Raw genomic sequence first — 20,389 nt, forward strand, 5'->3', positions numbered from 1 at the left:
TACCACAATGGCTCGATCTGGCCGCACGACACCGCCATATGCGGTGCCGGCCTGGCGCATTATGGCGAGCGTGAAAGCGTGGTTCGCCTGATGAGCGGCACATTCGAATCCGCGGTCCATTTCAACATGCGGCTGCCCGAACTGTTCTGCGGGTTTACACGCGCGCCGGGCGAAGCACCCATCGCCTATCCCGTCGCTTGCCTGCCGCAAGCGTGGTCGGCGGGATCCGCCTTCATGCTGATGCAGGCCTGCCTTGGCCTGGAGATCGACGGCTGGGATGGCGAAATCCGCGTCACCCGCCCGAGACTGCCGATCGGCATCGACACGCTGACACTGCGGCACCTGGGCGTCGGCGACCGGGTCGTCGATCTCACCTTCCAGCGCGTCGGTGACCGGGTCGTCGCTTTCCTTGCCGACCGCCATGAAGGGCTGGTGCCGCTCATCGTAAGGACATGATCCGAACAAAATTGGCGGAACCGATCCGAGCTTTGTGCGTTGCAAAAATACAGGTCCGAACGCTGACCACGTGGTCGGCGGACCGTTTCAAATGGAAAACACGAACAAACGGTCGCCGACGGCCGGGGTGAGTTGACATTCAATGACAAACTACGGTGCGGACCTGCTCTGGGTTCTGATCTTCGCGAGCCTCGGTTTTTCCGCTCTTGCCGTTTTCCTCTCCATATCGCGGCACCGTCGCCGTCATCCACCCGCGGTCGCACATACGGCAGGCGAAGATGTGGCCGCGGAAGCCGCGCGCAAGGTGATACGGGAGTTCGAAAAGAATGGCCAATCGGCCGATGCCGCGCTGGTGACCTGGTCGCCCGAAACATTGCGCAAGATCCTGGCCGACGATCTGCCCGATGCGCAGGTCATCGTGGTGTCCAATCGCGAACCGTACATCCACAATGTGAAGGGCGACGGCGTCGAGTTGCTCGTCCCGGCCAGCGGACTGGTGTCGGCGCTCGAGCCCATTACCCGCGCCTGTGCCGGCACCTGGATCGCCTATGGCGGCGGAACGGCGGACCGCCTCACCGTCGACGACCACGATCGTGTGCAGGTGCCGCCTGGCAACCCGTCCTACACGTTGCGCCGGGTCTGGCTGACGGAGGAAGAGCATCAGGGCTATTATCTCGGTTTCGCCAATGAGGGCCTTTGGCCACTTTGCCATATCGCCTTCACCCGGCCGATTTTTCGCGCCTCCGACTGGGCTGCCTATGAAGCCGTCAACCGGAAGTTTGCCGATACGGTGGTTGCCGAGGCCCGCAACGAGCGGCCGATCGTGCTGGTCCAGGACTACCATTTCGCGCTGCTGCCGCGCATGATCCGCGAGCGCCTGCCGGAGGCGATCGTCATCACTTTCTGGCACATCCCGTGGCCGAATTCGGAAGTGTACAGCATCTGTCCTTGGCGCGAACGCATCCTCGAGGGGCTGCTCGGCAGTTCGATCATCGGCTTCCACACCCAGTTCCACGCCAACAATTTCACCGAAAGCGTCGATCGCTTCCTGGAAAGCCGCATCGAGCGGGCCGATGCGGCCATCTCCTACGGCGGACGGACCACATTGGTGCACGCCTATCCCATCTCGATAGAATGGCCGGCGGACCTGCTGGCGAAACTTCCCGATGTCGACGATTGCCGCGCTCGCATGCGCGAGAGGTTCGGTCTCAAAGCGGATGTGAAGCTGGCCGTCGGGGTCGAGCGCCTCGATTACACCAAGGGCATTCTTGATCGGTTTCACGCTTTGAACGAATTGTTCAAGCGACAGCCTGAATGGATCGGAAAACTTGTCTTCCTGCAGGTCGCGGCACCCAGCCGCGGCACGCTGCCGGCCTACAAATTGCTCCATGACGAGTGCCACCGTTATGCCGAAGAGCTCAACCGGCGTTATGGCAGCGAGGGCTACAGGCCGGTGATCATGGTGGCCGAACATCACTCGCAGGAACAGGTTTACGAGATCTATCGGGCCGCCGACATATGCATGGTCACCAGCCTGCATGACGGCATGAACCTCGTCGCAAAGGAATTCGTCGCCGCGCGCGACGACGAGCAGGGTGTTTTGATGCTCAGCACATTCGCCGGCGCCTCGCGCGAATTGCTGGAGGCGCTGATCGTCAACCCTTACGATGCCGCCATGATGAGCGGAGCGCTGTTGCAGGCATTGACCATGGCGCCCGAAGAACAGCGCGAGCGCATGCGACCCATGCGCGAGACGATCCGCAACAACAACGTCTATCGCTGGGCCGGCAGCATGCTTCTGGATGCGGCGCGTTTGCGTAAGCGCGGAGACCTCGATCGGGTAACCGGTGCCGCCGGCGACCCGCCGCCCAGCGTCGACAATGTCGTCTCCATCTTTGAGCGCAGACGGATGGCGATGTCATGAGCGATACGCTGCAGAAGATGATCGGCGAGACCCTGCAAAAGCCGCAGGCCGTCATGGAGAAACCGCAGCCTGTGCTGGCCGGCGAATGGGCATTGTTCCTCGACATCGACGGCACGTTGCTGGAACATGCCGAGCACCCGGACGCAGTCTCGGTCAGCGACGAGCTTCGCTCCTTGCTGCAAGGCCTGGACCGCAAGCTGAACGGGGCATTGGCGTTCATCACGGGCCGGTCCGTTGCGGCCGTCGACCATCTGTTTCAGCCTTTGAAACTGCGAGCCGCCGGGCTCTATGGCCTGGAACATCGGCTCCTGCCGGACGACGACGTCGAAATCGCGGACGAGCCGGCGGATATCGCAGCCCTTGCCGACGAGATCGAGGCCGAGCTCGGTCGTGGGGCGTATATCGAGCGCAAGGGACGGGTGCTGGCCATCCACACGCGCGCCGCCCCGCATCTGCTTCCGCGCGCGACGCAGCTTGTCGAGCAGGCGCTGGCCGGTTTGCCAAAGGGCTACCGGGTGGTTGCCGGCAACGCCGGCGTGGAATTGCTGCCGCTGGAGGCGGCCAAGGGTGCCGCGATTCGGCGTTTCATGGAGATTGCGCCATTCGCAGGTCGCCGCCCGGTCTTCCTGGGCGACGACACGTCGGACGAAAACGGCTTCGAAACGATCAATGATGCCGGCGGCATATCGATACGGGTCAAACCACCGGCGCAAACCACCGCGCAGTACGGGCTGGCCGGCGTTGCCGAGACGCTGGCCTGGCTGAGAGGTCAACTCTAGGTGCAGCCGACGCAACCGTGATCGCGCCTCCTGGAAAGGACAAGGAAAGGAACGGTTTCGATGGGACGCTTTGCACAATTGGTTCGAGAGATCACCCCGAACTGGCTTCACGCTCGCTCCTCCCGCCATGAGATCGCCGACGTTTCACCGTCCGACGCGGACTACAGCTGGCAAGAGGCGATCGACAACAAGATGTATGGGGCGGATACATCTGACTATTCCCATGTGCCGGAAAAGCCTGTTTCGGCAAAACCGGCAGGCGACAGGCCCGCGGACGAGAACGACCGCGTTCCAAAGAAGGCCAATTAAGGTCCCGTCGGAGCCCGATAGTCGCTGTTCCTATGCCGCAAATCTCAGGCCGCCATCGCAGGTCAGCACCTGGCCGGTCATGAAGCCGCTGGAGACGAGGAAGGCGATTGCGTCGGCCACGTCTTCGGCCCGACCGACGCGGCCGACCGGGGTCTTGCCGGCATAGTCGGCAAAGATCGTTTGCCTCTGCTCTTCGGCCAGAAAATCCCACCAGGGCGTGTCGATGACGCCCGGCGCCACGACATTGACGCGCAGCGGCTTCAGTTCCAGGGCCAGGATCGGCACCACAGTCAACAGCATGCCGTTGATGGCGGCGATACCGGCGACACCGGGCGTCGCGAGCTGCGCCGACACCGCCGAGATGAAGGTGACCGATCCGGCCTTGTTGAGTGTCGGCAAGGCGGCCTGCAGGCAGGACAGCTGCGGGCGGACCTTTTCCTCCACGCCGCTGCCGATGTCGCTCAGGTCAAGCGCCGGGAAGGGGCCGAGGCCCTTGCCGCCGCTGGCCGCCAGCACCAGATGGTCGAAAGGACCGAGGCTCTCGAAGAACTGGCGGACCGCATCCGGCTTCGCGGCGTCGAAAGCAGCCTTCCCGGCAGCGCTGCCAAGGCTTTTCCAAGCGCTCTTCAGTTTGTCCTCGTTGCGCCCGGTGATGGTCACCTTCATGCCCGGGCCAAGCAGTTTTCGCGCCGTCGCCAGGCCGATGCCGGACGAGCCGCCGATGATGACGGTGTGTTCGATTGTCTTGGTCATGAATGGTCTTCCTTCGATGTGGGGGAGGCCGTGCCGATGAGATCAAGGCTCAAGGCTCGCAGACGTTGCCTTGCCTTGGCGTCATAGGCCTGGGTATCGGCGCGGGATTCCCGCAGGCCGTCGAAATAGAGGCCGCTTTTCCCGTCGAGCGCGGGTGAGGCGGCGAGGTTGAGGATGGCCTCGGCGCCGGTCTCGACCGAGCTCCACGGCGTCACGCCTGCTTGCCGGACCATGGTGGTGTTCATATAGCTCGCCGGATGCAGCGCGTTGACGGTGACGCCGGTGCCTTTCAGCTGCTCCGCAAGGTCGACGGTGAACAGGATCTGCGCCAGCTTGCTCTGGCAATAGGCACGCACGCCGTCATAGGAGCGGGTCAGCATGACATCGCTGAAATCGATCGCCTGCTGCCCCGCAGAGGCGACATTGACGATGCGGGCCGGCGCACTCGCCTTCAGCAACGACAGAAGCTCCGATGTCAGCAGGAAACCGGCGAGGTAGTTGACCGCGAAGCGCAGTTCGTAGCCGTCGGCGCTGACCTGACGTTTGGCGCCTTGGCCTGCCGTGCCGATGCCGGCATTGTTGATGAGGATATCGAGCCGATCCGTGCGGGCGCGCACGGCTTCGGCAAGCCGGCGCACTTCGGCCAGAGAAGAGAGGTCGGCGACCAGAAGCTCCGCCCTGCCGCCGGTCGCTTCGATCCCGGTGACAACAGCCTTGCCGCGCGTCGCATCGCGGCCATGCACCAGCACACGGGCGCCCGCGGCGCCGAGCCGTTGCGCGACGACCCGGCCGACGCCATCGGTAGAGCCGGTGATGAGGATCGTCTTGTCTTTGAGTTCCATGTTCAGAGCCTCCGTTCTGTTGCTCTGAACCGAAGATGGGACAGTTGGCGCGGGCCAAACAGTTCAAACTTTATCCTGGTATCAATACTGCTATAATACCCGCATGGAGTCCCAACCCCACGCTGCCCCCACACATTCGGCTGAAGACAGCCGCCGGCGCGAACTCGGCGCCTTCCTGCGCTCGCGCCGCGAAAGGCTGACGCCCTCGGCCACCGGCATCGCCACCGGTCTCAGGCGGCGTACGCCGGGCTTGCGCCGCGAGGAGGTGGCGATGATCGCCGGTGTCGGCACCACCTGGTACACATGGCTGGAGCAGGGGCGGGAGGTCAGGCCCTCGGTCGAGGTGCTGACGGCACTTGCCGAAGCACTGCGCCTCGACGCCGCCGAAAAACAGCATCTGTTCATCCTCGCCGACCGCCAGCAGCCGGAGCGCCGTGCCGTGGCGCCGGAAAAAGTCGACGGCCCCTTGCTGCACATGCTGCAGAGCCTGGTGCTGCAGCCGGCCTATGTTGTCGGGCGGCGCTGGGATGTGCTGGCCTGGAACCCGGCTGCCGTCGCGGTGTTCGGCGACTATGGCTTGCTGGAGGGGGACGCCCGCAACATCGTCCACATGGTGTTCACCAGCCCGCACCACCGGCGCCTCCTGGTCGACTGGGAGCAACTGGCGCGCACCGTGCTGGCCTCCTTCCGGGCCGCGAGTGCGCGTTATGTCGGCGATCCGGATTTCGAGCGGCTGATCGAGTTGATGACGCGTTCGAGCCCCGAATTTCGCGCTTGGTGGCCGCAGCGCGACGTCGCGCACCGGTTGTCGGGGGTGAAGCATGTCCGGCACCCGAGCGCGGGCGCCATGATCTTCGAGCATATGAGCCTGTCGATCGGCGATGGCTCCGACATGAAGCTGATCGTCTATACGCCGCTTGCCGAGCAGAACTCGGTCGCCAAGCTGCAGACATTGCTGGACGCCCTGCCGGCCGAGCGGCGCAGCGCGTAACCCTCCACTTCGTCATCCCAGGGCGGAGCAGCCGCGAAGCGGCGTCGAGGAGACCCTGGGATCCATTCCGTGACATTGGTCGAAGGGTACAGCGGAGCAGAATTTGTACCGTTGCGGCGCGTTGAAGTCGCGGCATGGATTCTAGGGTCTGCGCCGCGTCGCTTCGCTCCTTGCTTCGCCCTAGAATGACGAAATCAATGTGCGCTTCGGCCAATCCCCACCGTCTGGGATAGCCCGACGACTGCCAAGTTGACCCAAGACGTGATCTCGCTGCTACCCCTTCGGCTTGAGGCCATCGAGGAACAATTGTTCGAGAAACCTTGCCGCATCCTCGAAGCGGCCGTCGCCGCCGCGGTTCGGCCCGAGGACGGCGCGGACTTGGACGTCGAAATCGGCATAATGCTGCGTCGTCGCCCAGATCGAGAAGATCAGGTGCCACGGATCGGTCTTGGCGATCTTGCCGGCGCGCATCCAGCCCTTGATGACGGTCGCCTTCTCGTCGACCAGCGTCTTCAACTCTCCGGCCAGCAGCGGCATGATGCGCGGCGCGCCTTGCAGGATCTCGTTGGCGAATAGCCGGCTCTCGCGCGGAAAGTCGCGTGCCATTTCCAGCTTGCGTCTGATGTAGCTGCGCAATTCGGTCAAGGGGTCGCCGATGTCATCGAGTTCACGCAGCGGCGCCAGCCAGGTGTCGAGCAGGCGCTGCATCAGCGTCTCGTGGATGTCTTCCTTGCGGCGGAAATAATAGAGCAGGTTCGGCTTCGACATGCCGGCGGCTTCGGCGATCTGGTCAATGGTCGAGCCACGAAAACCGTTGGTCGAGAAAACCTCGAGCGCCGCCTCCAGGATGAGTTCGCGCTTTTCCTGCTGGATGCGGGTGCGACGAGGAGCGTCCGTGGTCACCGTTGCCAGCCCTCGCGTTGAGGGTCATCTGGACCAATTCTCTGGACCAGTTTTTCCCTAGCCTGTGGAACGCACTTCAGGTGCCGCATTTCCGCTAGTAATCCCTTGACCGCCGACAGGGCGGTGCTAACGTTTGTCCAATCGGTCAAAAATTTGCGTAGCATGAAAACGCGGCAAAGACCAAGCGTTGGGCGCACCGAAACAGATTACAAGGGGAAGTCCTGGTCATGTCCAACCGGCTGAAAGTCACGCCGAACGATCTCAGCGCATTCTGGATGCCGTTCACGGCAAACCGGCAGTTCAAGCAGGCGCCGCGCATGATGGTGTCCGCCAAGGACATGCATTACACGACCAGCGACGGCCGCAAGGTTCTCGACGGCACCGCCGGCCTGTGGTGCGTCAATGCCGGCCACTGCCGTCCCAAGATCACCGAGGCGATCCAGCAGCAGGCCGCCGAGCTCGACTATGCGCCCGCCTTCCAGATGGGCCACCCGATCGTGTTCGAACTGGCCAACCGCCTGGTCGACCTCGCGCCCAAGGGCATGGACCATGTCTTCTTCACCAATTCCGGCTCGGAATCGGTCGAGACCGCGCTCAAGATGGCCATCGCCTATCATCGTGTGAAGGGCGAGGGCTCGCGCACCCGGCTGATCGGTCGCGAGCGCGGCTATCACGGCGTCAATTTCGGCGGCATCTCGGTCGGCGGCATCGTCACCAACCGCAAGATGTTCGGCACGCTGCTCGGCGGCGTCGACCATATGCCGCACACGCATCTGCCCGAGAAGAACGCCTTCACCAAGGGCGTGCCGGAGTATGGCGCGGAACTCGCCAACGAACTGGAGCGCATCGTCGCTCTGCACGACGCTTCCACCATCGCCGCCGTCATCGTCGAGCCGGTCGCCGGCTCCACCGGCGTCATCCTGCCGCCGAAGGGTTATCTCGAGAGGCTGCGCGAAATCTGCACCAAGCATGGCATCCTGTTGATCTTCGACGAGGTCATCACCGGTTTCGGCCGTCTCGGCACGCCGTTCGCCGCCGACTATTTCGGTGTCACGCCAGACATCATGACCACCGCCAAGGGCGTTTCCAACGGCGTCATCCCGATGGGCGCGGTGTTCGTGAAGAAGGAGATCCACGACGCCTTCATGACCGGCCCTGAGCACATGATCGAGTTCTTCCACGGCTACACCTATTCGGGCAACCCGATCGCCTGCGCGGCCGCACTCGGCACGCTCGACACCTACAAGGAAGAGGGCCTGCTGACCCGCGGCGAGGAGCTGGCGCCGTACTGGGAAGACGCGCTGCATTCGCTGAAAGGCGAGCCGAACGTCATCGATATCAGGAACATCGGCCTGATCGGCGCGATCGAGCTGGCGCCGATCGCCGGCCAGCCGACCAAGCGGGCCTTCTCGGCCTTCGTCAAGGCGTTCGAGCGCGGCGCGCTGATCCGCACCACCGGCGACATCATCGCGCTGTCGCCGCCGCTGATCATCACCAAGGGCCAGATCAACGAATTGATCGACCATGTCAGAGAAGTCTTGCGAGCCATAGATTGACGAACTGGACGCGGATATCCCTCCCCCTCGAGGGGAGGGTGGCCGCGAAGCGGTCGGGTGGGGTCGGTGCGACTGGGTGCCGACCTGATCTTTTGCTGCGTGGCCGCGTCTGATGCCCCGTACCCGCGTGAGCTTCGAAATGCGCCAGAAGGCGCGCGCGCTTCGAGTTCACGCGACCAAGGGCGAATCCCTCCTGTGGTATGAACTGCGGGAGTTGAAATCGGGAGGCATCAAGTTTCGCCGTCAGTGCCCGATTGGGCCTTATATCGTTGACTTCGTTTGCTTGGCGGTGAAGCTGATCGTTGAGGTCGACGGTGATCTGCACGAACACGAGAAGGGTAAACGGCACGATGCTGTTCGTGATGCCTATCTGCGCTCTCTCGGGTTTCACGTCTTCCGTGTTGACGAGCCCGATGTCATAAACAGCGCGTGGCATGTCGCGAGATGGTCAAGGGGAAGGTTGAGCATATGTCAGCCGACCCCACCCGACCGCTTCGCGGCCACCCTCCCCTCGAGGGGGAGGGGGACGCCGTCGCCCCGCAATCGATGAGGTTTTAGAGCATGGCCGCACCCGGCGAGAATCTGCGAATCAATTCAGACCGTTTGTGGGATTCCATCATGGAGATGGCGAAGATTGGCCCCGGCATTGCCGGCGGTAACAATCGCCAGACCGTGACCGACGAAGACGGCGAAGGGCGGCATCTGTTCAAGCGCTGGTGCGATGCGGCCGGGCTCGAAATGGGCGTCGATGAAATGGGCACGATGTTTGCCCGCCGCGAAGGCACCGATCCCAGCCTGCCGCCGGTCTATGTCGGCAGCCATCTCGATACGCAGCCGACCGGCGGCAAGTACGACGGCGTGCTCGGCGTGCTGGGCGGGCTTGAAGTGGTGCGCTCGCTCAACGATCTCGGGATCAAGACCAGACATCCGATCGTCGTCACCAACTGGACGAACGAGGAGGGCTCGCGCTTTGCGCCGGCGATGATGGCGTCCGGCGTGTTCGCCGGCGTGCTCGACCAGGCCGATGTGTACGGGCATGTCGACAAGCAGGGCAAGAAATTCGGTGAGGAGCTCGAGCGCATCGGCTGGAAAGGCAGCGAGAAGGTCGGCGATCGCAAGATCCACGCCTTCTTCGAACTGCATATCGAACAGGGTCCGATCCTCGAGGACGAAGATATCGACATCGGCGTCGTCACTCATGGCCAGGGCCTGAAGTGGCTCCAGGTGACGCTGACCGGCAAGGAAGCCCACACCGGCTCGACCCCGATGCCCAAGCGCCGCAATGCCGGGCTCGGCATGGCCCGGGTGATCGAACTGGTGCATGAGATCGCCATGGACTACCAGCCGGACGCCGTCGGCGCGGTCGGCCACATGGAGGTCTATCCTAACTCGCGCAACATCATCGCCGGGCGCACCGTCTTCACCGTCGACATCCGCTCCCCGGAAAAGGAAGTGCTGGACGCCATGGACGGCCGCATCCGCGAAGGCATCGACACGATCTGCGATGCGCTCGACATCCGCTACGAGATCGAGCAGGTCGGCGCTTTCGATCCGGTCACCTTCGACGCGGGTTGCGTCAAGGTGATCCGCGATGCCGCCGAACGTCTCGGCTATTCCCACCGCAACATCGTCTCCGGCGCCGGCCATGACGCCTGCTGGATCAACCGCTTCGCGCCCACCGCCATGGTGATGTGCCCCTGCGTCGACGGCTTGAGCCACAACGAGGCCGAGGAGATCACCAAGGAATGGGCTTCGGCAGGTGCCGATGTTTTGTTCCATGCGGTGGTGGAGACGGCTGTCATCATGGAGTGAGCTTAGAATCTACCTCCAAACGACGCTCGCAAAGAAGCGCGAAGAGAACAAGGGAACAGCTAATGACCAAAGTTATCCGAAACGGCACCATCGTCACCGCCGACCGCACCTGGAAGGCCGATGTGCTGATGCAGCACGGCAAGATCGTCGCCATTGGCTCGGACCTGCATGGCGACCACGAGTTCGACGCCACCGGTTGCTACATCATGCCGGGCGGCATCGACCCGCATACCCATCTCGAAATGCCGTTCATGGGCACCTATTCGGCCGATGATTTCGAATCCGGCACCCGCGCCGCGCTCTCCGGCGGCACCACCATGGTGGTCGATTTCTGCCTGCCGGCGCCGCAGCAGTCGCTGCTCGAAGCCTTGCAGATGTGGGACAACAAGACCTCGAAAGCGTCCTGCGACTACTCCTTCCACATGGCGATCACCTGGTGGGGCAAGCAGGTGTTCGACGAGATGGCCACTGTCGTCGACAAGGGCATCACCTCGTTCAAGCATTTCATGGCCTACAAGGGCGCGCTGATGGTCGATGACGACGAGATGTATGCGTCGTTCCAGCGCTGCGCCGATCTCGGCGCGCTGCCGCTGGTGCATGCCGAGAATGGCGATGTCGTTGCCGCCCTGTCGCAGAAGCTGCTGGCTGCCGGCAACAACGGCCCCGAGGGCCACGCCTATTCACGGCCACCCGAAGTGGAAGGCGAGGCGACCAACCGCGCCATCATGATCGCCGACATGGCCGGCGTGCCGCTCTATGTCGTGCATGTCTCCTGCGAGCAGAGCCACGAGGCGATCCGCCGCGCGAGGCAGAAGGGCATGCGGGTGTTCGGAGAACCGCTGATCCAGCACCTGACCCTGGACGAGAGCGAGTATTTCGATAAGGACTGGGATCATGCGGCGCGCCGCGTGATGAGCCCGCCCTTCCGCAACAAATTACACCAGGATTCGCTGTGGGCGGGCCTGCAGGCGGGCTCGCTGCAGGTGGTGGCGACCGATCATTGCGCTTTCAGCACCAAGCAGAAGCGCAACGGCGTCGGCGATTTCACCAAGATTCCGAACGGCACCGGCGGGCTTGAAGACCGCATGCCGGTGCTCTGGACCACCGGCGTCAACACCGGCCGGCTGACGATGAACGAGTTCGTCGCGGTGACCTCGACCAACATCGCCAAGATCCTCAACATGTATCCGAAGAAGGGCGCCATCGTAGAGGGCGCCGACGCCGACATCGTCGTCTGGGATCCCCAGCGCAAGAAGAAGATCACCTCGAAGAAGCAGCAGTCTGTCATCGACTACAACGTGTTCGAAGGGTTCGAGGTGACCGGTCTGCCGCGGTTCGTGTTCTCGCGTGGCGAACTGTCGATCCAGGAGGCCGAGGTCAAGGCCAAGCCCGGTCATGGCGAGTTCGTTGGCCGCGAGCCGAATGCGGCGGTCAACCGGGCGCTGTCGACGTGGAAGGAAATCTCCGCGCCGCGCAAGGTGGAACGCACCGGCATCCCGGCGACCGGGGTTTGAGCTTGCGCGGCTCGAAGAACGCCAAGAAACGGATGATTGCCGACAAACACGGCGCCGCCTTTGGGGATGTGTCGCAGTGCCGATAATTGCCGAACTCGGCGCCGCCCCTCATCCGCCTGCCGGCACCTTCTCCCCGTATACTGACGGGGAGAAGGGAGATGAACGCAACCTCGCCGCCCTTTTTTGTAACGTCGGAGATTGGCGAAATCCTCCGCGAAATCGTCCTTCTCCCCGTCACTATACGGGGAGAAGTGCCCGGCAGGGCGATGAGGGGCAGCGCAAACCTCGGGCAATTGACCGGTGGGATCCTAGCCCGTCGATACCGGCTTCAGGCGACCAGTGCATCCAGTTCCGGCAGCAGGACGACGCTTTCCTGTTCGTTGGGATCGGTGCGGGCAATGACGGCCGAAGACGGGGCGCTGCTCAGATTGGCCGGCAGATGCGGCACGCCGGCCGGAATGTAGAAGAGGTCGCCGGCCTTGACCACGATATGATGCTCGAGCCGGTCGCCGTACCAGGTGTGGACTTCGCCGGAGAGCACGTAGATCGCCGTCTCGTGGCTCTCATGCATATGCGCCTTGGCGCGTGCGCCGGGCGGCATGGTGAGCATGTGCATGCAGATGCCGGAGGCGCCGACGGTCTCGGCGGCGATGCCGGCGAAATAGGTCAATCCCTGCTTGCCTTCATAAGTGCTTTCAGGGCGGATAAGATGACAGGTGGGTTTGGGCGACATCGGGGAAACTCCGGGCGTCGATCGAGTGGGACAAGGTCAGTGGGACAGGGCCAAATGGGACAGGATAAGTGGAAAACAACATCGCGATAAAAGCAATCGGATTCCAGCCGCCGCAGGGACGGAAACAGGCAGGCGGCAGCCGATGACGGGGACTTCGCCAGCCGTCGTCGCGGCAAGCAAACTCGGACTGACCTTCCAGACCAATGACGGGCCGGTGCAGGCGCTGTCAAACGTCGATCTCACCATCGGCAAGGGGGAGTTCGTCTCCTTCATCGGCCCTTCGGGCTGCGGCAAGACCACGTTGCTGCGCGTCATCGCCGATCTGGAGAAGCCGACCTCGGGGACGATTTCGGTCAATGGCATGACAGCAGAGCAGGCGCGCGAGAAACGCGCCTATGGCTATGTTTTCCAGGCCGCCGCGCTGTTTCCGTGGCGGACGATCGAGCGCAATGTCGGGCTGCCGCTGGAGATCATGGGCCTGTCCAAGGCGGAGCAAGGCGAGCGTATCAAGCGCACGCTCGAGCTCGTCAACCTCTCTGGCTTCGAGAAGAAATATCCCTGGCAGCTCTCGGGCGGCATGCAGCAGCGCGCCTCGATTGCCCGTGCGCTGGCCTTCGATGCCGACCTGCTGCTGATGGACGAGCCGTTCGGCGCGCTGGACGAGATCGTGCGCGACCATCTCAACGAGCAATTGCTGGAATTGTGGGGACGCACCAACAAGACCATCTGCTTCGTCACCCACTCCATTCCGGAAGCCGTTTATCTGTCGACGCGCATCGTCGTCATGTCACCGCGGCCGGGCCGCGTCAGCGACATCATCGAATCGACACTGCCGAGAGAGCGGCCGCTCGACATCCGCGAGACGCCGGAGTTTCTGGCGATCGCAGCGCGCGTGCGCGACGGGCTGCGGGCAGGGCACAGCTATGATGATTGAGGGAGCAATCGACGGGCTCCCTCCTCTCCCCAACGGGGAGAGGGTGGCCGGAGCGAAGCGGAGGTCGGGTGAGGGGGCGGCCCACCGCGCCTTCGTCATCCCAGGGCACCGCGAGGCGGCGTGCGTAAAGGGAGCGGTCAACCACCCCTTCGTCATCCTAGGGCAGAGCAGGCGCGCAGCGGCCTGCGCAGACCCTAGGATCCATGCCGTGACGCCGGCCGAAAGGCGAAAACGGTTGAGAAAACAGGCCAAGCAGGGCGAGGCACAGGGAGCCTTGTTCCGCACCGTTGTGGAGCACAGAGGTAACGGCATGGATCCTAGGGTCTGCGCCGCGTCGCTTCGCTCCTTGCTTCGCCCTAGGATGACGAAGAATGGGTATGGCCGCTCTTTGCCGTTGGGCAAAGGGGAGCGCACCTAATGGACACCTTCCGCGACAAACTCATCCCCGTCACCTCGATCCTCGCTGGGGTGGTCGTGCTCTGGTATGTCTTCGCTGTCATCCTCAACGCGCCGTTCCAGCGCGATCTCGACCGTCGCGCCGGTGAGACCTCCACGTTCAGCGAACTCATCGGCAAGACGCTGTCGCAGCCGAAGCCGACATTGCCGGCGCCGCATCAGGTGGCGGTGAATTTCTTCGAGAACACCTTCCTGCGGCCTATCACCTCGAACCGCAGCCTGGTCTACAATGCCTGGGTGACGCTGTCGTCGACGCTGCTCGGCTTTGCCTTCGGCACCGCGCTCGGCATCATCATTGCGGTCGGCATTGTCCATGTGGCGACGCTCGACCGCAGCCTGATGCCGTGGATCATCGCCTCGCAGACCATTCCCATCCTGGCGGTGGCGCCGATGATCATCGTCGTGCTGGGGGCGATCGGCATCAGCGGCCTGATCCCGAAGGCGATGATCTCGACCTATCTGTCATTCTTCCCGGTGACTGTCGGCATGGTGAAGGGGCTGCGCTCACCCGAGATCATGCATCTCGACCTGATGCACACCTACAATGCCAGTCGTGCGCAAACCTTCTGGAGATTGCGTGTGCCGGCCTCGGTGCCGTTCCTGTTCACCTCGATGAAGGTGGCGGTGGCGGCAAGCCTGGTCGGCGCCATCGTCGGCGAATTGCCGACCGGTGCGGTCGCCGGCATCGGCGCCAAGCTTTTGGCGGGCGCCTATTACAGCCAGTCCATCGACATCTGGTCTGCGCTGGTTGCTGGGTCTGTGGTGGCGGCACTTCTGGTCATGGTTGTCGGCATTGCCGGGCGCCTCGTCGACCGCGCCATGGGCGGGAGGCCGGCATGAACTGGCTGAAACCCTCCTGGCAGGCGGTGTCGGCGATCGTGCTGTGCCTGATCGCGGTCGCGCTCGGCCCGATCGCCGCGCCGAAAGTGGATGCACTGGCGCAGCCCGCAGGGACGTTGATGTATCCCTATGTGGCGACGAACTGGCTGATCTTCGGCGTGCTGCTTCTCGCTGCTTTGATCTCGATGGCCAGAATACCGTCCGTCGTCGAAGCGGTTGTGCTTTTCATCGGCGCGCATCTGGCCGCCTGGCTGCTGATTGGCGGCATCACCGGCTTCGAGGGCCTGGCACGGGCGCCCTATTTCCTGCTGCTCACGGGTGCCTGGCTGCTTGGCTGGCGCTGCGTCGCCGTCCTGTCGGGCCTTCGCCCGATGGCAAGCTGGGCTCGCACCGCGCTGCGCCTGATCATCCCGGCCATCTTCGGCGCCTGGATACTGATCATCTGGGAAGCGGTGACGCGTGGCGCCGGCATTCCCTTCATCCTGTTGCCGCCGCCAAGCGCAATCGGCGCGCGCATCGCCGGTTCGCTGCCGGTGCTCGGCGCGGATGTCCGGCAGACCATCTTCAAGGCGGTGATCTTCGGCTATGTGGTGGGCAGCGGCGCCGGCTTCATCACCGCAATCCTCGCCGACCGTGTGCCGTTCCTGCGGCGCGGCCTCTTGCCTATCGGCAACATGGTCTCGGCGCTGCCGATCATTGGCGTCGCCCCGATCATGGTGATGTGGTTCGGCTTCGACTGGCAGTCCAAGGCGGCTGTTGTCATCATCATGACTTTCTTCCCGATGCTGGTGAACACGGTCGCCGGTCTGGCCGCCTCCGGCCATATGGAGCGCGACCTGATGCGCACCTATGCGTCGGGCTACTGGCCGACGCTGCTGAAGCTCAGGCTGCCGGCCGCTGCTCCCTTCATCTTCAACGCGCTGAAGATCAACTCGACGCTGGCGCTGATCGGCGCCATCGTCGCCGAGTTCTTCGGCACGCCCGTCGTCGGCATGGGCTTCCGCATCTCGACCGAGGTCGGGCGGATGAACATCGACATGGTCTGGGCCGAAATCGCAGTTGCAGCACTTGCGGGTTCGGTCTTTTATGGCGTGGTCGCTCTTGTCGAAAGAGCCGTCACGTTTTGGCATCCCTCTGTCCGTGGTGGATAGGGGCGGTGGGTTTAGGGCACTAACTTCAGAGGGTAAAAAAATGAAAAGACTGATTATTCCCGTTCTGGCCGGCGCGATGTCGCTCGCCGCGTTCCAGGCAATGGCCGCCGACAAGGTGACGTTGCAGCTGAAATGGGTCACGCAGGCTCAGTTTGCCGGCTACTATGTCGCCAAGGCAAAGGGTTTCTATGAGGCCGAAGGTCTCGACGTCGACATCAAGCCGGGCGGTCCCGATATCGCGCCCGAGCAGGTGATCGCCGGCGGCGGCGCCGATGTCATCGTCGACTGGATGGGCGGTGCGCTGGCCGCCCGCGAAAAGGGTGTGCCGCTGGTCAACATCGCCCAGCCGTTCAAGAAGGCAGGCATGGAGCTGGTCTGCCCGAAGGACGGCCCGATCAAGACCGAAGCCGACTTCAAGGGTCACACACTAGGCGTCTGGTTCTTCGGCAACGAGTATCCGTTCTACGCCTGGATGAACAAGCTCGGCCTCAAGACAGACGGCGGCCCGGACGGCGTCACCGTCTTGAAGCAGAGCTTCGACGTGCAGCCGCTGATCCAGAAGCAGGCGGATTGCATCTCGGTCATGACCTACAACGAGTACTGGCAGTTGATCGACGCCGGCTACAAGCCGGAACAGCTGACCGTGTTCAACTACTCGGCCATGGGCAACGACCTGCTTGAGGACGGGCTCTATGCGTCCGAAGACAAGCTCAAGGACCCGGCCTTCGAAGACAAGATGGTGCGTTTCGTGCGCGCCTCGATGAAGGGCTGGAAATACGCCATCGACAACAATGACGAAGCCGCTGGCATCGTCATGGACGGCGGCGGCCAGGACGAGAACCACCAGAAGCGCATGATGAGCGAAGTCGCCAAGCTGATCGACAATGCCGACGGCAAGCTCGACCCGGCGACCTACGAGCGCACCGCCAAGGCGTTGCTCGACCAGAAGATCATCACCAAGGAGCCGACCGGCGCCTACACCACCGCCATCACGGACAAGGCGGTCAAGTAAGCCTATTCGGTAACGTCTAGATATTTCAACACGGCGCCTCCGGCAGAAATGCTAGAGGCGCCGTTCCTTTATGGTGTTCATGACGAAGCTGGTCTCGATCGAGGCGACGCATTTCAGCCGCGCGATCTTTTCCTTGATGAAGCGCTCGTATTGTTCGAGGCTTCCCGTCACTACTTTCAGCACATAGTCGCGCGAACCGGTGACGAGGTGGCATTCCAGCACCTCGTCCCAGCCGCGGATCGCGTCCTCGAACATGACGATCTCGTCCTCGTTCTGGCGGCTGAGCCGGATGGTGGCGATGGCGACCATGCTCCAGCCGAAGGCTGAGGGATCGACCAGGGTGGTGTAGCCCCTGATGACGCCGGTCTCCTCCAACCGCCGCACCCGTCTCAGGCAGGGCGACGGCGACAGGCCGATCCGCTCGGCAAGCTCATTGTTGGTGATGCGGGCGTCGGCCTGCAGTTCGCGCAGGATCCTGCGGTCGAAATCATCGGCTATCTTCTGCTGCACTTTCCGTCTCTCCGGGCAATTTGTTGCGGGAATGCAGCCATGAGAGCCCAAAAATAGCAAGGACTGGCGGAACGGGATCGCATAAATTGCCGTTCACTATGTCACTCGAACAGGCAGGAAAGCTCATGACCGCGCCACGCCCGTCGAAAACCCATATCGGCAACCACAAGCTCCACCCGGAGACGCTGATGCTGAGCTATGGCTTCGATCCGCAACTTTCGGAGGGCGCGGTCAAGCCGCCGGTGTTCCTGACCTCGACCTTCGTGTTCAAGTCGGCGGAAGAAGGACGCGACTTCTTCGACTACACCTCCGGCCGCAAGGAGCCGCCGAGCGGCACGGCGTCGGGCCTGGTCTATTCGCGCTTCAACCATCCCAACAGCGAGATCGTCGAGGACCGGCTGGCGATCTATGAGGGGGCGGATGCCTGCATCCTGTTTTCATCCGGCATGTCGGCGATCGCCACCACGCTGCTCGCCTATATCAGGCCGGGCGACGTCATCCTTCATTCGCAGCCGCTTTACGGCGGCACCGAGACGCTGTTGACGCGCACGCTCTCCGGCTTCGGTATCGGCGCGGTCGGTTTCGTAGATGGCGTCGATGAGGCAGCGGTGCGCACGGCCTCCGACGCCGCCGTCGCGAAGGGCCGCGTGTCGGTCATCCTGATCGAAACGCCGTCAAACCCGACCAACAGCCTGGTCGATATCGCGCTGATGCGGAAGATCGCCGACGAGATCGGCGCTAGCCAAGGGTCGACGCCGATCGTCGTGTGCGACAACACGCTGCTCGGCCCGGTTTTCCAGCGGCCCATCGAACATGGCGCCGACGTGTCCGTCTATTCGCTGACCAAATATGTCGGCGGCCATTCCGATCTCATCGCGGGCGCCGCCATGGGCAGCAAGGCGGTCACCAAGCCGATCAAGGCGCTGCGCGGCGCGATCGGCACGCAGCTCGACCCGCATTCCTGCTGGATGCTTGGCCGCTCGCTGGAGACGCTGTCGATCCGCATGGAGCGGGCCAACGACAATGCGCGCCTGGTCGCCGAATTCCTGCGCGACCATGCCAAGGTCGAGAAGGTGCATTACCTTCCGTTCCTGGGCGAGGAAACGCCGGCTGGCCGCACCTACAGGGCGCAATGCACTGGTGCCGGCTCGACCTTCTCCTTCGATATCAAGGGCGGCGAGAAGGCGGCTTTCGCCTTTCTCAACAACCTGCAGATCTTCAAGCTGGCGGTGAGCCTGGGCGGAACGGAATCCTTGGCCAGCCACCCCGCGGCCATGACCCATTCGGGCATACCCTTCGAGGTGCGCGAACGCATCGGCGTGCTGGAGACCACGGTCAGGCTGTCGATCGGCGTGGAGCACCCGGATGATCTGATCGCCGACCTGACGCAGGCGCTGGCAGCCGTCTGACGCCGCCGGTATCGCGCGGTCCATTAGTCTGCACGTAAGTGTTACTCGCGCGCAGCCATTCGCTCTTATAAGCCTTGTGCCGATACATCCGCGCGCCGGGGAGCCGTGGCTGGATGTCATCAGCAAACGGAGATTCTCATGCGTATCCAATCCTTGGCGCCGATGCTTTCGGCACTGGCCATCTCGGTGTCCTTCCTTACGGCAGCGCCGGCCCTGGCGGAGACGGTGAAGCTGAAAGCGACGCTCGACGGCGCCCAGCAGAACCCGCCGGTGACCACGAAAGGCAAGGGCACCGCAGCTCTTACCTTCGACACGGCCACGAAGAAACTCAGCTGGAACGTCAAATATTCCGGGCTGAGCGGGCCGGCGACCGCCGGGCATATTCACGGCCCAGCCGCGATGGGTGAAAACGCCGGGGTGGCGATCCCGTTCAAGGGCAAGCTCAAGAGCCCGATCAAGGGATCGGCCGTGCTGACCGACGCGCAGGCCGCCGACCTGATGGGCGGCAAGGACTATGTCAACGTGCACACGGCAGCCAACAAGGACGGCGAAATCCGCGGACAGATCGAGACCGCCAAGTAGCGCAAGCCGCATGACAAAAAGGGGCGGGCGACCGCCTCTTTTTTTGTTTGGACTACGCCTTGTCGCGTATCTGCGTCATCGTCTTCGTCGGCGTGATCGCTTCGGGGTCGAGGCGGATTTCCACGATCGCCGGCTTGCCGCTGGCGCGGGCACGTTCGAAGGCGGGAGCGAAATCGGCGGTCTTGTCGACCGTTTCGCCATGGCCGCCATAGGCGCGGGCCAAGGCCGCGAAATCGGGGTTCTTGAGATCGGTGGCGACGACGCGGCCGGGATATTCGCGCTCCTGGTGCATGCGGATGGTGCCGTAGATGCCGTTGTTGACGACGACCACAATGATAGGCAGGTCATACTGCACGGCGGTGGCGAATTCCTGCCCGTTCATCAGGAAGCAGCCGTCGCCGGCGAAAGCGACCACGGTGCGCTCCGGGAACAGCTCCTTGGCGGCGACGGCCGCAGGCGTGCCATAGCCCATCGAGCCTGACGTCGGCGCACCTTGAGTGGCGAAGCGGCGGAAGCGGTGGAAACGATGCACCCAGGTGGCGTAGTTGCCGGCGCCGTTGGTGAGGATGGCGTCGTCGGGCAACATCTTTTCGAGGTAGTTCATGATCGGGCCCATCTGGACCGAGCCGGGGCCGCCTTCCGGTGGCGTCGACCAGTCCAGATAGGCGGCATGCAGCTTTGGCGTCTCGGCTGCCCAAGTCGGCTCCGAGGCCGGTTTGCGCTTGGCGAAAGCTTCGATGAAGGCGGACGGCGAGGCGTTGATCGCCAGTGTCGGGCGGTAGACGCGGCCGAGCTCGCCGGCGTCGGCATGGACATGCACCAGCGTCTGGTCGGGATAGGGGCTTTTCAGCAGCGTGTAGTCGGACGAGGGCATTTCGCCCATGCGGCCGCCGATCAGCAGCACGAGATCGGCCTGCTTGATC

Annotated in this window: 20 protein-coding genes and 1 pseudogene; 15 read left to right on the forward strand and 6 right to left on the reverse strand. The window is 63.3% G+C overall.

The features are described 5' to 3' along the window. From EN964_RS04010 to EN964_RS04025, 4 genes and pseudogenes are all read left to right on the forward strand, one after another. Nucleotides 1-456 (forward strand): annotated as a pseudogene (locus tag EN964_RS04010) (amylo-alpha-1,6-glucosidase); the annotation flags it as partial. 142 nt (nucleotides 457-598) lie between these two features. After that, nucleotides 599-2,380 (forward strand): trehalose-6-phosphate synthase, encoded by a 1,782-nt coding sequence (locus EN964_RS04015; protein WP_127269144.1) that lies wholly within the window; start codon nucleotides 599-601, stop codon nucleotides 2,378-2,380. A gap of 53 nt (nucleotides 2,381-2,433) precedes the next feature. After that, the gene (otsB, locus tag EN964_RS04020; protein ID WP_164749458.1) at nucleotides 2,434-3,159 is read left to right on the forward strand and encodes a trehalose-phosphatase; all 726 of its coding nucleotides are present in this window, start codon (nucleotides 2,434-2,436) and stop codon (nucleotides 3,157-3,159) included. 60 nt (nucleotides 3,160-3,219) lie between these two features. Beyond that, the gene (locus tag EN964_RS04025; protein WP_127269146.1) at nucleotides 3,220-3,468 is read left to right on the forward strand and encodes a hypothetical protein; all 249 of its coding nucleotides are present in this window, start codon (nucleotides 3,220-3,222) and stop codon (nucleotides 3,466-3,468) included. Between the two features lie 30 nt (nucleotides 3,469-3,498). On the opposite strand, the gene EN964_RS04030 is transcribed toward EN964_RS04025, so the two are convergent. Both EN964_RS04030 and EN964_RS04035 read right to left on the reverse strand, forming a co-directional pair. After that, nucleotides 3,499-4,221: an SDR family oxidoreductase gene (locus EN964_RS04030; protein ID WP_127272373.1), complete on the reverse strand. Its 723-nt coding sequence runs from the start codon at nucleotides 4,219-4,221 to the stop codon at nucleotides 3,499-3,501. Beyond that, nucleotides 4,218-5,063: an SDR family NAD(P)-dependent oxidoreductase gene (locus tag EN964_RS04035; RefSeq protein WP_127272372.1), complete on the reverse strand. Its 846-nt coding sequence runs from the start codon at nucleotides 5,061-5,063 to the stop codon at nucleotides 4,218-4,220. The genes EN964_RS04030 and EN964_RS04035 overlap by 4 nt, the downstream gene beginning before the upstream one ends. 103 nt (nucleotides 5,064-5,166) lie before the next feature. Between EN964_RS04035 and EN964_RS04040 the strand changes: the two genes are divergently transcribed. Next, a complete protein-coding gene (locus EN964_RS04040) occupies nucleotides 5,167-6,054 on the forward strand; it encodes a helix-turn-helix transcriptional regulator (RefSeq protein WP_127271519.1) in 888 nt (295 codons plus the stop codon). A gap of 273 nt (nucleotides 6,055-6,327) precedes the next feature. Here the strand turns inward: EN964_RS04040 and EN964_RS04045 are convergent, their stop codons facing one another. Next, nucleotides 6,328-6,957 carry a TetR family transcriptional regulator C-terminal domain-containing protein gene (locus tag EN964_RS04045; protein ID WP_127272371.1) on the reverse strand — a complete coding sequence of 210 codons (630 nt, stop codon included), beginning with the start codon at nucleotides 6,955-6,957 and terminating at the stop codon, nucleotides 6,328-6,330. A 227-nt stretch (nucleotides 6,958-7,184) separates the two neighbouring features. Between EN964_RS04045 and EN964_RS04050 the strand changes: the two genes are divergently transcribed. The 4 genes from EN964_RS04050 to hydA all read left to right on the forward strand — a co-directional run bounded on the left by EN964_RS04050 (nucleotide 7,185) and on the right by hydA (nucleotide 11,839). Further along, nucleotides 7,185-8,513: an aspartate aminotransferase family protein gene (locus tag EN964_RS04050; RefSeq protein ID WP_127271138.1), complete on the forward strand. Its 1,329-nt coding sequence runs from the start codon at nucleotides 7,185-7,187 to the stop codon at nucleotides 8,511-8,513. A gap of 139 nt (nucleotides 8,514-8,652) precedes the next feature. Beyond that, nucleotides 8,653-9,063, forward strand: a complete 411-nt coding sequence (locus EN964_RS04055) for an endonuclease domain-containing protein (RefSeq protein ID WP_236382994.1) — start codon at nucleotides 8,653-8,655, stop codon at nucleotides 9,061-9,063. Between the two features lie 11 nt (nucleotides 9,064-9,074). Then, nucleotides 9,075-10,325, forward strand: a complete 1,251-nt coding sequence (locus EN964_RS04060) for a Zn-dependent hydrolase (RefSeq protein ID WP_127276183.1) — start codon at nucleotides 9,075-9,077, stop codon at nucleotides 10,323-10,325. A 62-nt stretch (nucleotides 10,326-10,387) separates the two neighbouring features. Continuing rightward, a complete protein-coding gene (gene hydA, locus EN964_RS04065) occupies nucleotides 10,388-11,839 on the forward strand; it encodes a dihydropyrimidinase (protein WP_127270636.1) in 1,452 nt (483 codons plus the stop codon). Nucleotides 11,840-12,167: 328 nt separating this feature from the next. Here hydA and EN964_RS04075 read toward each other — a convergent pair whose 3' ends face one another. Then, complete coding sequence (locus EN964_RS04075; RefSeq protein ID WP_127270638.1) at nucleotides 12,168-12,572, reverse strand: cupin domain-containing protein; 405 nt, start codon at nucleotides 12,570-12,572, stop codon at nucleotides 12,168-12,170. 142 nt (nucleotides 12,573-12,714) lie between these two features. Here EN964_RS04075 and EN964_RS04080 point away from each other — a divergent pair, with 142 nt between their 5' ends. The 4 genes from EN964_RS04080 (at nucleotide 12,715) to EN964_RS04100 (ending at nucleotide 16,965) form a co-directional block, all read left to right on the forward strand. Further along, nucleotides 12,715-13,506, forward strand: a complete 792-nt coding sequence (locus tag EN964_RS04080) for an ABC transporter ATP-binding protein (RefSeq protein WP_127272369.1) — start codon at nucleotides 12,715-12,717, stop codon at nucleotides 13,504-13,506. 417 nt (nucleotides 13,507-13,923) lie between these two features. Further along, complete coding sequence (locus EN964_RS04090) at nucleotides 13,924-14,802, forward strand: ABC transporter permease (RefSeq protein ID WP_127272550.1); 879 nt, start codon at nucleotides 13,924-13,926, stop codon at nucleotides 14,800-14,802. Beyond that, nucleotides 14,799-15,953 (forward strand): ABC transporter permease, encoded by a 1,155-nt coding sequence (locus EN964_RS04095; RefSeq protein ID WP_127272549.1) that lies wholly within the window; start codon nucleotides 14,799-14,801, stop codon nucleotides 15,951-15,953. The genes EN964_RS04090 and EN964_RS04095 overlap by 4 nt, the downstream gene beginning before the upstream one ends. Nucleotides 15,954-15,993: 40 nt before the next feature. After that, entirely contained in the window at nucleotides 15,994-16,965 is a 972-nt protein-coding gene (locus EN964_RS04100) for an ABC transporter substrate-binding protein (protein ID WP_013894623.1), read from the forward strand. 51 nt (nucleotides 16,966-17,016) lie between these two features. Here EN964_RS04100 and EN964_RS04105 read toward each other — a convergent pair whose 3' ends face one another. Continuing rightward, complete coding sequence (locus EN964_RS04105; protein ID WP_127271209.1) at nucleotides 17,017-17,475, reverse strand: Lrp/AsnC family transcriptional regulator; 459 nt, start codon at nucleotides 17,473-17,475, stop codon at nucleotides 17,017-17,019. A gap of 125 nt (nucleotides 17,476-17,600) precedes the next feature. On the opposite strand from EN964_RS04105, the gene EN964_RS04110 reads away from it, so the two are divergent. Beyond that, nucleotides 17,601-18,884, forward strand: coding sequence for a cystathionine gamma-synthase family protein (locus EN964_RS04110; RefSeq protein WP_127272547.1), 1,284 nt, complete (start codon nucleotides 17,601-17,603; stop codon nucleotides 18,882-18,884). A gap of 138 nt (nucleotides 18,885-19,022) precedes the next feature. Then, complete coding sequence (locus EN964_RS04115; protein WP_127271887.1) at nucleotides 19,023-19,466, forward strand: CHRD domain-containing protein; 444 nt, start codon at nucleotides 19,023-19,025, stop codon at nucleotides 19,464-19,466. A gap of 52 nt (nucleotides 19,467-19,518) precedes the next feature. Here EN964_RS04115 and EN964_RS04120 read toward each other — a convergent pair. Beyond that, nucleotides 19,519-20,389: thiamine pyrophosphate-dependent enzyme (locus EN964_RS04120; RefSeq protein ID WP_245490629.1), on the reverse strand; the 871-nt coding region annotated here is incomplete at its 5' end.

Origin of the sequence: Mesorhizobium sp. M7A.F.Ca.CA.001.10.2.1 (assembly GCF_003998575.1) — a bacterium.
Lineage (GTDB): Bacteria > Pseudomonadota > Alphaproteobacteria > Rhizobiales > Rhizobiaceae > Mesorhizobium.